Source organism: Bacillota bacterium (assembly GCA_036504675.1).
Lineage (GTDB): Bacteria > Bacillota > Sulfobacillia > JAJYWN01 > JAJZPE01 > DASXUT01.
Genome location: DASXUT010000016.1, coordinates 16,633 through 27,090 on the forward strand (window position 1 = coordinate 16,633; position 10,458 = coordinate 27,090).

Annotated in this window: 9 protein-coding genes; 8 read left to right on the plus strand and 1 reads right to left on the minus strand. The window is 65.7% G+C overall.

The annotated features are described in order from the left end of the window. Positions 1–157 precede the first annotated feature (157 nt). The 3 genes from VGL40_01120 to VGL40_01130 are packed head-to-tail and all read left to right on the plus strand — an operon-like array spanning position 158 to position 5,068. Positions 158–1,777: a glycosyltransferase gene (locus VGL40_01120; GenBank protein HEY3313871.1), complete on the plus strand. Its 1,620-nt coding sequence runs from the start codon at positions 158–160 to the stop codon at positions 1,775–1,777. Further along, entirely contained in the window at positions 1,758–3,860 is a 2,103-nt protein-coding gene (locus tag VGL40_01125; protein ID HEY3313872.1) for a glycosyltransferase, read from the plus strand. Before VGL40_01120 ends, VGL40_01125 begins: the two co-directional genes overlap by 20 nt. Next, complete coding sequence (locus VGL40_01130) at positions 3,839–5,068, plus strand: glycosyltransferase family 2 protein (GenBank protein ID HEY3313873.1); 1,230 nt, start codon at positions 3,839–3,841, stop codon at positions 5,066–5,068. The genes VGL40_01125 and VGL40_01130 overlap by 22 nt, the downstream gene beginning before the upstream one ends. Here VGL40_01130 and VGL40_01135 read toward each other — a convergent pair. After that, positions 4,961–6,361: a glycosyltransferase gene (locus VGL40_01135; protein ID HEY3313874.1), complete on the minus strand. Its 1,401-nt coding sequence runs from the start codon at positions 6,359–6,361 to the stop codon at positions 4,961–4,963. The two genes, VGL40_01130 and VGL40_01135, sit on opposite strands and share 108 nt — an antisense overlap. Positions 6,362–6,516: 155 nt before the next feature. Between VGL40_01135 and VGL40_01140 the strand changes: the two genes are divergently transcribed. From VGL40_01140 to VGL40_01160, 5 genes are all read left to right on the plus strand, one after another. Next, positions 6,517–7,482, plus strand: coding sequence for a GDP-mannose 4,6-dehydratase (locus VGL40_01140; protein ID HEY3313875.1), 966 nt, complete (start codon positions 6,517–6,519; stop codon positions 7,480–7,482). A gap of 28 nt (positions 7,483–7,510) precedes the next feature. Further along, positions 7,511–8,458: an NAD-dependent epimerase/dehydratase family protein gene (locus VGL40_01145; GenBank protein ID HEY3313876.1), complete on the plus strand. Its 948-nt coding sequence runs from the start codon at positions 7,511–7,513 to the stop codon at positions 8,456–8,458. Positions 8,459–8,485: 27 nt separating this feature from the next. Further along, positions 8,486–9,400, plus strand: coding sequence for an SDR family oxidoreductase (locus tag VGL40_01150; protein HEY3313877.1), 915 nt, complete (start codon positions 8,486–8,488; stop codon positions 9,398–9,400). Then, a complete protein-coding gene (locus VGL40_01155) occupies positions 9,387–9,836 on the plus strand; it encodes a WxcM-like domain-containing protein (GenBank protein ID HEY3313878.1) in 450 nt (149 codons plus the stop codon). Before VGL40_01150 ends, VGL40_01155 begins: the two co-directional genes overlap by 14 nt. Before the next feature lie 65 nt (positions 9,837–9,901). Then, a partial coding sequence (locus VGL40_01160; GenBank protein HEY3313879.1) for a hypothetical protein occupies positions 9,902–10,458 on the plus strand: 557 nt, incomplete at its 3' end.

Consider the following 10,458-nt stretch of genomic DNA (forward strand, 5'->3'; position numbering starts at 1 on the left):
CTTTCCACCGCAAGATGGGTTCCTGTCTACAATATGCGACCTTGACCATCTTGCCACCAATTGAGGAAAGACCTTCCGGACGGTGACCGGTCTGGCCATCTAGCCATAAACTGGATGTAGCCGAAACAGAGCGTTTCTCGCCTTGGGGGGGGTCTTGGTGGACAGCCCGCTGGAGGGCCGCCTGTCGCTGTGCCTGATCACCCGGGACGAAGAGGACTTCCTGCCCAATTGCCTGGCCAGTGTCCAGGGGGTGGTCGAGGAGATTGCCATCGTCGACACCGGTTCCAAGGACCGTACGGTGGAGATCGCTCGCCGTCTGGGGGCCGTTGTGCGGAGCCTGACCTGGACGGACGACTTCGCCGCCGCTCGAAACGCCTCCCTCGACATGGCCACCGGGGAGTGGATTCTGGTCCTCGACGCTGACGAGGAACTGCATCGTGACGACCGGGCGAGACTGCGCAGCCTGCTGACCGGCCGGGAAGCGGAAGCCTACCTGGTTCAGATCCTCAACTATATCGGTGAACCAAGCCATCCTGATGTTGAGATCTCGGCCAGCCTGCGTCTCTTTCGCAACCGCAAGGAGTATCGCTTCAGCGGCGTTCTGCATGAGCAGGTCGGCGAGAACATCCTCAAGGTCCGGCCGGGAACGAACTTCGCGTCTTCCGGACTGCGGATTCACCACTACGGCTACTTGTCCGGGTTGCGGAGGTCCGAATCCGGCCAACGCAACCTCAACCTCGCCCTGGCGCAGGTGGAGAAGAGCCCCAACGACGCCTTCGTGCGGTTCAACCTGGGCGTCGAGTACATGAGATTCGACCGATACGCCGACGCCCTGCCGCACCTTGAACTGGCTCGGACGCTTATGCCGCGCGGGGCGATGTGGGGCTGCAAGTTGGTGAAGACCGTGGTGTTGTGCCTGATGAAGCTCGACCGCTGGGACGAGGCCATGACCCTCGTTGAAACCGGGCTCGCCGAGTACCCGGACTTCACCGACCTGGTCTATCAGGAGGGGGTCGTTCACCAGCACCAGGGGAGGCTCGCCCGGGCGGCGGGTTGCTTCTACCAGTGCGTGGCGATGGGCCCTCCCCCGGTCCCTCCATATGGCGCCGTCGAAGAAGGCCTGGCCACCTTCAAGGCCCACTATGGTCTCGGCCAGGTCTATGAAGCGATGGGCCGCCAGCACCAGGCGGTCAAGGCCTACCAGGATGCGTTCGCCGGCCATCCAAACTGGTTTCTGCCTCTGTACCGCATCGGTTCGATCCTCTTGACCCAGGGCGGGGCGGCCATGGCCCGGGCGTATCTGGAGCGATTTCTCGATTCGACCCGGCCCGAGCATCTCCTCATCCTGGCCGACATCTTCTGCCTGGCCGGCGGATACGACACCGCCCTTTCGTACCTGGGACTCGCCACTCAGAACGGTCCGGTCACCCCTCAGGTCCATTACCTTCGAGGCGTCTGCTTTCTTCGGACGGGACGGCACGGGGCGGCCGGCGCCGAGTTGGGCGAGGTTCCCGAGGATAGCCCGTACTTTCAGCAGGCCGCGCTCGGCCTCTGTTTCTGCTATTGGTCCGAGGACCGCCTCGACGAGGCCCGCTCAGTCCTGAGGAAAATGAGGGCCGACGACCGAACCTATCTCGCCCTGGCCGGGATGTTCCGGCAAGAAGCGGCGGCCATTTTGAGAGAAGGCCTGGAACGTTTCCCGGCCGCTCAGCTTCTGCACAAGGCCCTCGCCGAATTAGGGGACGGAGGGGTCACGGTTGACCGAGCCCAGACCTGAACCGGACAGCGAGCCGAAGCTATCCCTGTGCATGATCGTTCGGAACGAAGCGGCCGCCGTCGGCCGTTGCCTTCTCAGCGTGGAAGCACTGGTGGATGAGGTCATCATCGTCGACACGGGCTCGGACGACAGAACGATCGAGCTATGCAGGGGCCACGGGGCGATGGTCCACGGCCTTCCTTGGCAGGACGACTTCAGCGCGGCCAGGAACTTCGGATTGGAGAAGGCCGGCGGAGATTGGATCCTGGTCCTTGATGCCGACGACGAGTTGGCCGCCGGTGATCGGCCAAAGGTCCGGGGGCTCATCGGCGGTCGAGGGGTCGACGCCTACATCTTCAGGACCCTCAGCTACCTTGGGGACGAGCCCGGTGAGGGCGCGGTCGTCTGCCCGCACGTCCGGCTCTTTCGGAACCGGGCTGGTCTCCGTTACGTCGGCCGAACCCATGAACGACTGGACCTCCCGGCCGGCACTCGCCTGGCCTACCGGGACATCACCGTCCTGCATTACGGCTATCTCAGGCCGGTCGTCCGCCGGCAGGACAAGGTCCGTCGTAACCTCCGAATCTGCCAGGCCGTGGTCCAGGCCGACCCGGGCGATGCCTTTGCCCACTTCAACCTGGGCACGGAGTACATTCGTGCCGGCCATTACCTCAAGGGCCTGGCCAGCCTTCGGCAGGCCCATCGGCTCGGCGGCGTCGATCCCGGATGGGCCCCTGAACTCGCCCGGAAACTGAGCTTGTACCTGATCAGGCTCGGCCGTCACCGGGAAGCCGACGCCCTGCTGACTCGAAGCCTCGAAGCCTATCCGGACTACACGGACCTGGTCTTTCTCCGGGCCACGCTCCACCAGGAAACAAGGGACTATGCCCAAGCGGCGGGGGAGTTCAGCCGGTGCCTGCGGATGGGGGAAGCTCCCCCGGAATACACCAGCGATCTGGGAGTGGGCACGTTCAAAGCCGCCTTCGGCCTCGGCCATGCTCATCGGGCGATGGGGAACCACCTCCGGGCGGCGGCGGCCTACCGCCTCGTCCTCAAGCTGAACCCAAGTTCCGAGCTCGCCCTGCCCTTCCTGATCGAAGCCCTGGCCGAAGCCAAAGACCCGGACCGCGCCTTGGAGGACTTGAAGAGGCTCCTCGCGTCGACCCCGCCGGTCCTCCTGGCGCTGGCCCGGGCCTTTGCCGATAATGGTTTTTACCGGCAGGCCCTGGATTGCCTGGCCGACATCAAGGGCGCACAGCCCCACGACGGGCACCCGGGCGCCGCCCGCGCCCCGGCAAGGCCGTCGATCGCTCTTCTCAGGGGGCTCTGTCTTCTCGGGCTCCGGCAGCCGGAAGCGGCCGGGGTCGCGCTTCTTGAAGTGCGGAGCGATTCCCCCGATTACCCTCAGGCCGCTGTGGGCCTGTGTCTGTGCGCCTGGGTCTTGAATCGACCCGCCCAGGCGGCCGGTCTCTTGACCCGGCTGGGGCAGCTCGAAAGACGGGAGCCGGGGAGTCTGGTTGGGGGACGCGGCGGGCTGGCCGCCCTGCGGCGTTTCAACCGCATGCTGCTGGACCGGGGGAGGTCCGCCGCCCGGCGGCGGGAGAAGCCACCCCCAGGTCAGAAACAGCCCGCCCCTGCCGGTCATCGCCGGGAGGCCCTTCTTAACCTGGCCGAAAAGCTCATCGAGCTGGGTCGCCCGGATCAGGCCCGGCTGGCGTTCAGACTGGTCTCTCCGGGGGGCCGCGACCTAGAGGCGGCCACGAGAGTCGGCCGGTCCTTGCTGCGCTATGGCTATGTCGCCCTGGCCCGCGAGCAGCTCAACCGAGTCGGGGGTAGACGCAAACCGTCCGGCAAAGGTCGCCTCGATTTCCTCCGGGTGTTGGCGACGGTCGAGCTCAAGACCGGGCACCTCAGCCGGGCGGCCAGGCTCTACCGGCTCATCCTCACCGTGGACCCGCGGGACTTAGGGGCTTACTCCGGCCTGGCCGAGGCCCTTGAGTCCCAGTCCAAAAGGCTGATCGGCCCGGTCGGCCCGGTCGCCTACGGGGACAAGGCCCCCGGTAACGAGGGGAGGGATCAGGGATGGAAGGACCGCCTCGTCTGACCCTGTGCCTGATCGCCCGCGATGAGGAGGATCTCCTGGCGAGGTGCCTCACGAGCGTCCGAGGGGTGGCCGATGAAATCGTCTTCGTCGATACGGGTTCGACCGACCGTACATCGGAGATCGCGCGTTCATTCGGGGCCCGGGTCTTCACCTTCCCGTGGACCGGATCGTTCGCCGAGGCCCGCAATTTCTCTTTGGATCAAGCCCGGGGACAGTGGATCCTGGTCCTCGACGCGGACGAAGAGCTTCAGGCCGACGATCGAGAAAAGCTTCTCGCCCTGGTCAAGCGGGCTGAGACGGCCGCCGAAGCCGGGCCGGAAGGGTACTTCCTGGTCACCATCAGCTACACCGGGGACGTGCCGGGGGACGAAGGCGAGGTCGACCTCCGTCTGTCACTCTTTCGCAACCGGTCCAGGTATCGCTACCGCGGGGCGATTCACGAGGATATCGCCGACAGCATCAGGGGGGCCTCGGGGTCGGCCGAAGGACGCGCCTCAGACGTCGCCTTGGGGATAGCCGACATCCGCATCCTGCACTACGGATACCTGACTCCGAGGTGGCTCGGCAAGCAGAAGAGCCGCCGTAATACGGCGGCCTTGCGGTCCGAACTGGCGTTGACCCCCGACGATCCGTTTCTCCATTACAGCCTGGGTGCGGAACTCGTGCCCCTCCAAGACTACGACGGTGCGCTGCGTGAGTTTGAAGTCGCGCGAACCCGGTGGACGTGCGAGGCGCCTCAGTATCCCGACCTCGTGAAGAAGATCGCCACCTGCTGGATGGCCAAAGCGGACTATTGGCGCGGTCGCGAGGTTCTGAGACTCGGGGTCGGAATGTATCCCGACTTCACGGATCTTTGGTACCTGTTGGGGTGGGCTGAACTCCTGACGAGGAACTACCGCGGCAGCGTCGACTGTTACCGGCGGTGCCTGGAACTGGGTCCCCCGCCCCCCCGGTACAGCTCCTCCTTCGGGGTCGGCGGGGTCTTCGCCCATTACGGTTTGGCGCAAGTGAGCCTGGCCCGGGCCACCGAAGTGCTGAGGGCCGGGGTGAGCGCCCGGCCGGCCTCCGCCGCCCTGGCGACCGCCCTGCGTCGGGCTCGTTCACTGCTTCTTGCGGGCGGTTACCATGAAGCTCAGGACTCGGCCCTGACGAGCCACATTGCCGCCGGAAAGGCCGTGCCTCCTGGACAGCTCGTCGAGGGCCAGTAGAAGGACCTCCGCTCGATCGTCCAGGTCGCCCAACGTCTCGGACACCCCGACCGCCTCGAAGCCCGCTTCCGTCAGGGTCTCAACGAACGTCTTCTTGGTGAAGAAACGCAGGTGCCCTCGACGCGGGAGGGGGGAGGAGTAGCGCCACGTACCCTGCAACAGCCCGGCGATGGTGCTGAGGTGGGCGACGTTCGACACGGTGGCGACCAGCACTCCGTCCGTCGCCAGCCATCCGTCAACCCTCGCCAGTAGTCGCCAGGGATCCGCCGCGCGCTCAAAGACTCCGTCGGCCACGACCACATCGAAGGACTCGGGCACGTAAGGGAGGGAAACCGCGGCCGGATCGCCCACCGCCACCTGGTCCAGGCTGCGGGCGGCCACCGAGGCGAGGGCTGGGCCGGCTTCGATGCCGCAAACCCGGCCCACCCCTCGACGCTTGAGCTCAAGACCCAGGGCGCCGGCTCCGCACCTGAGGTCCAGCACCTGCCGGGCACCGGCGGGGACGGCGTCGGCAATCGGTTGGCGAAGGTAGGCCACGGTGGCGTCGTCGGTGGCCCACTTGCCGCAAAAGTACTTGGCGTTTCGTCCCAGGACCTCGGCGTAGGCCTGCCCGCGGCCCAGCGTCACCCCGCCAAAGTGGTGAATGAAGGTGTCCCCGGCGATACGGAGCCCGAACCCCGCCTGAACGACCCGCAGACTGAAGTCATCGTCCTCGAAGTTCCCGGGGGTGAACGACTCGTCGAAGTACCCGACCCGCCCCAGCACCTCGCGGCGGAGGAGGAGACCACCGCCCCCCAGCCGCACGGTCGGGCGCCACTTCGTCTCATCCGGACGGTTGAAGGTCTCGGCGAATCGTTCCATCGATTCCAGCGAGTCGTAGGCGGCGTCGACCCGCTGAAGCCCCGAGATCATGTTCGACGCCGGGCCGACCGCCCCAGCGCCCGTGGCCTCAAGGCAATTCAAGAGGTTGGTCAGCCACCTTGGAGTGACCACCATGTCGTTGTTCAAGAGGACGACCGCCTCGCCCGTCGCCGCTCTCAACCCTTGGTTGCAGGCCTTGGGGTAGCCCTCATTGAGGTCGTTGAGGATGACCTTCACCTCGGGCGGGAAGCCGCCGCCGCCGGCCAGAGCCGCTTCAGCTTCGGCCGCCAAGAACTCGCGGGTCCCATCGTTTGAACCGTTGTCCACCACGATGAGCTCATAGGGTTCCAGAGTGTACGCCCCGATGCTCTCCAGACACAGTCTCGTGAAAGGCAATTGGTTGTTGGTCACCACCACGATGCTTGTCTTCATGGCTTTCCTCCCCAACTATTGTATGGGGAGAACCAAGCCGCTGCGTCTTCAGGTTTGACTGCCCGGCATCGACCATCATAGAATAGAACACCCTGGTCGACCTGGTCGGCGGCGATCCCCGGCCGGGGCGGAGGATCGGGAAGAGGAGCACGGCAATGCGGGTTCTGGTCACCGGGGCAGCCGGGTTGTATGGCGTCCATACCGTGGACGCCTTGGTGAAGCACGATGACGTCGAGACGGTCTTCGGCGTCGATGACCTGTCCCGTCACTTTGATTGCCCGAATCCATTCATTCAGTCCCCGGAGCTTGGGAGGAAATTCACCTTCCATGAGGGCGACTTTCGGGCCCTCACGCCCGACCTTTTGGACCAGTGGAAGCTGGACGTGATCATCCACCTGGCGGCGCGAACCTCGATCGACGAATCGATGGAGAACCCGGACCGGTACTTCACGAACAACGAAGAGGGCACCTTCCGGCTCACCCAAAGCCTGCTCCGAACGAGACAGGCACCATTGCTGGTGTACGCCTCTTCCCCGGAGGTCTATGGGTGCCCCCGGTACGTCCCCATCGACGAGGACCATCCGATGTATCCTCGAAGCACCTATGCCGTGACGAAACTGGCGGCCGAGAAACACTGCCATGCCCTCTACGAATGGTACGGCTACCCGGTCATCGTCATCAGGAATTTCAACACCTACGGCGAGAATCAGGACACGGCCAGGTATGCGGCGGTGATTCCGAACTTCGTTCGGCACGCGCTGGCCAATCGACCGCTCGAGGTCAGCGGCGATGGTCGCCAGACGCGCGATTTCATCTATGTCGGCGACGCCGTCGCCGCCTACATCTCCGTCCTCGACCGGAAGAACCTGCTCATCGGGGAGACCTTGAACGTCGGCACCGGGCGGGAAACCTCCATCGCCGACCTCGGCGCGATCATCATCAGGATGACCGGATCATCGTCGAGGGTCGTCCGGGGCGCCTCTCGGCCGGGGGACTTGCCCCGGCTCGCGGCCGACATTTCACGCCTCACCGGCAAGACGGGATGGCGCCCCCGGATCACACTGATGGAGGGCCTCGACCGGACAATCGCTTGGTACCGCCGGGTTCTCCCGAGCGAGTGACGACCACCGCCTGGAGGGGGGCTCTGACATGCGCGCGCTGGTGACCGGCGGGGCCGGTTTCATCGGGCGGTGGGTGGTGAAACGGCTCCTGGAGTTGGGTCACACCGCCCAGGTGATCGACAACCTGAGCGGAGGCAGGGTCGAGAACCTGCACGGATTGAGGTCGGCCGATGGCCGGCCGCCCGAGTTCGTTGAAGGGGACGTGAGAGACCGGCCCTTGCTGGCCGACCTCCTGAACCGTGGCCCCGGCGTCTGCATCCACCTGGCGGCCAACATCAGCGTCCAGTCAAGCCTGGACAACCCGACCGAGGATTTCGCGGTGAACGTCGCCGGGACTCATGGGCTGCTGGAAGAGTGCCGTCGAACCGAGACGAAGCTTGTGCTGGTCAGTACGTGCATGGTCTACGCGGCCGCCGTGGGGAACATGGGCCTCAACGAGGATAGCCCGGTTCGTCCCCTCTCCCCTTACGCCGGCGGCAAATTGGCCGCGGAGTCCCTTTGCCGGGCCTATCATCAGGCCTACGGGACACCGGTCGTGATCCTCCGGCCTTTCAACACCTATGGCCCCTATCAGCGGCTTGACGGAGAAGGCGGGGTGATTCCGGTCTTCCTTCGCCGGGCCCAACTGGGGCAACCCCTGAGAGTGTACGGAGATGGCCGACAGACCAGGGACTTCCTTTATGTTGAGGACTGCGCCGACTTCATCGTTCGGGCCACGCTGAGCGACCGGGCGGTTGGCCGGGTGATCAACGGCGCCTCGGGGCTCGAGGTCAGAATACGTGACCTGGCCGAAACCATCGCCGGCCGAACCGGGGCGATCGAATATGCTCCGTCCCCACACCCCCGGAGCGAAATCGCCCGTCTCAAGGGCGACCACCGGCTGGCCGGTGAGCTCCTGGATTGGCACCCGACGGTCGGCCTATCTCACGGTCTCCGCCTGACCTCGGATTGGCTGAGGCAGAACGTCGGAGGGTGATTCGGTTGGAGGGTGATTCGGTTGGAGGTGGCGCTCGTCACCGGAGGGGCGGGGCTTCTGGGCAGTCACCTCGGCAGAGCCTTGCCGGCAGGCGGTTTCCTTCCCCACCTGACAACCCACCGAACCCGCGCCTCCGTCGCCGGTTGCCGGTCGGTCCAACTTGATCTCACCGACCGCCGGGCGGTGGAGGAGGTGGTCGCGGCGATCGCCCCAAAGGTGGTCATTCATACCGCCGCCATCACTGATGTTGACTACTGCCAGACCCACCCCAAGGAGGCCCGGCAGGTCAATGTCCGCGGCACGCGGTACCTCGCCCGAGCGGCGGCCGGCGTCGGGGCGTTCTTGATCTATGTCTCGACCGACTACGTCTTTGACGGCCGCCGCGGAGGCTACCGGGAGACCGATTACCCCAGCCCAGGCAATTGGTACGGACTCACCAAACTGGCCGGCGAGCTGGCGGCCGCAACCTGCCTTCCCGGGGCCGACCTGGCCATCGTCCGCACCACCTTCTACGGCTTGAGAGTTGATGGACGGGGCTTTTTCAACCGGTGTCTGGCCACCCTGACCGCCGGACAGGGTCTCGACGCGGCGGTCGACCTCATCTCCTCCCCGCTTCCGGTCACCGTTCTCGCTCGGGCCCTGACTGAGCTCGCCGGCAAGCGTTTGGGGGGGATTCACCACATCGCCGGGGCCCAGCGATGCAGTCGGTATGAATTCGCCCTCGCCGTCGCCAGAGTGCACGGCCTGGACGCCTCACTGGTCCGGCCTGAGTCGCGCGGGGCTGCGAGCCTCCCGGGCCCGCGCCCCCGCGACGTGTCCCTGTGCGTTTGCCGGGCCCAAGAGCGGCTGCGGGTGCCGCTGCCGACGTTGGTGAAAGGGCTGGAGGAGCTGTCGGTCGACGGCTCCGTCATCATGGAGGGACTTGGCGATGGTTCTCGATGACGACCTGTTGTCCCCGGTCAAGAGCCTCGCCGACGAACGAGGAGAAGTCCTCGAGGTCTTCCGGGGCGATCATGTCCCCATCACCGGAAAAGGTCAGGTCTACCTGACCACGGCCTTCCCGGGTTGCATCAAGGGCGGGCATTATCATCGCCGCAAGACAGAATGGTTTTGCGTGGTCGGCGGCCGGGCGGTGATCGAGCTTCAGGACGTCGGGACGGGCGCGTCCCGGGTCTTCACCCTGGACCGGCGGCGCCCGGCGGTCCTCAGGGTGCCTCCCAATACCATCCATCGGATCAGAAATCCGACCGATCAGATTCTGTCGGTCATCGCCTACATCGATGAAGTGTACAACCCGGACGACCCCGACACCTACCCCGCGGGGGCCCCCAGTGCCCCGCCCCCGACGAGGTGGGCCGTCGGCCCTCTGTTCTCATAGACTGGTAGTGCATCTAGGGATCGCCAAATAAGGCTGAATCCCCGGGGCGGCGGCAGGTGGTGCCCATGGTCGCGATCGAGGTCGCCTGCCTCGAACTGCGGCAAGTCGTCGACCAATGCGTCGTTCCGCTCAGCGGGCGCTTTGCTCTCCCCGTGCCGGTCGGCACTACCATCCACTGCGTGCCGACGCCCCTCGGCATGGTGCCCGGTACTCTGTCCATCAGCGGGCCGTTCATCTCGCCGGTCGCGGAGGGCGTCTACAGCGTTTCCTCCGAGATCAGCGCGCGCTTCAGCTTCGCCATTCAGTGTTCGCCGAGCCTGGTGATCGTGGAGGAACGGCTCAGTTTCCCTTTGGCCGTTCTCCTTAACCTCGATCGTCTGACCGGGGTCGACGTGCAGATTGAGGTGACCCTCGACGGGATCGCCTGTTTCCTCTGTCCGATCGGCCCGGGCCGTCAGCCGGGCGAGCTGCGGCCCTTGAGCCGCCTCGACGGCGAACGAGGCGGCGATCAGCTGGGTTACGCCGTAGGTCTCGGCCCTTTCGGCCCACCCGGACCAGGGAAGTTCCTGGCCGGAGCGCCATCGGCCGGACCGGGTGGGGTGGCCGACGCCGGGAGCCTGTT

What these genes read in the sequence shown, in the direction of transcription:
- VGL40_01145 (HEY3313876.1), top strand. Translation starts at nt 7,511, where the DNA reads ATGCGCGCGCTGGTGACCGGCGGGGCCGGTTTCATCGGGCGGTGGGTG.
- VGL40_01140 (HEY3313875.1), top strand. Translation starts at nt 6,517, where the DNA reads ATGCGGGTTCTGGTCACCGGGGCAGCCGGGTTGTATGGCGTCCATACC.
- VGL40_01135 (HEY3313874.1), bottom strand. Translation starts at nt 6,361, where the DNA reads ATGAAGACAAGCATCGTGGTGGTGACCAACAACCAATTGCCTTTCACG.
- VGL40_01130 (HEY3313873.1), top strand. Translation starts at nt 3,839, where the DNA reads ATGGAAGGACCGCCTCGTCTGACCCTGTGCCTGATCGCCCGCGATGAG.
- VGL40_01155 (HEY3313878.1), top strand. Translation starts at nt 9,387, where the DNA reads ATGGTTCTCGATGACGACCTGTTGTCCCCGGTCAAGAGCCTCGCCGAC.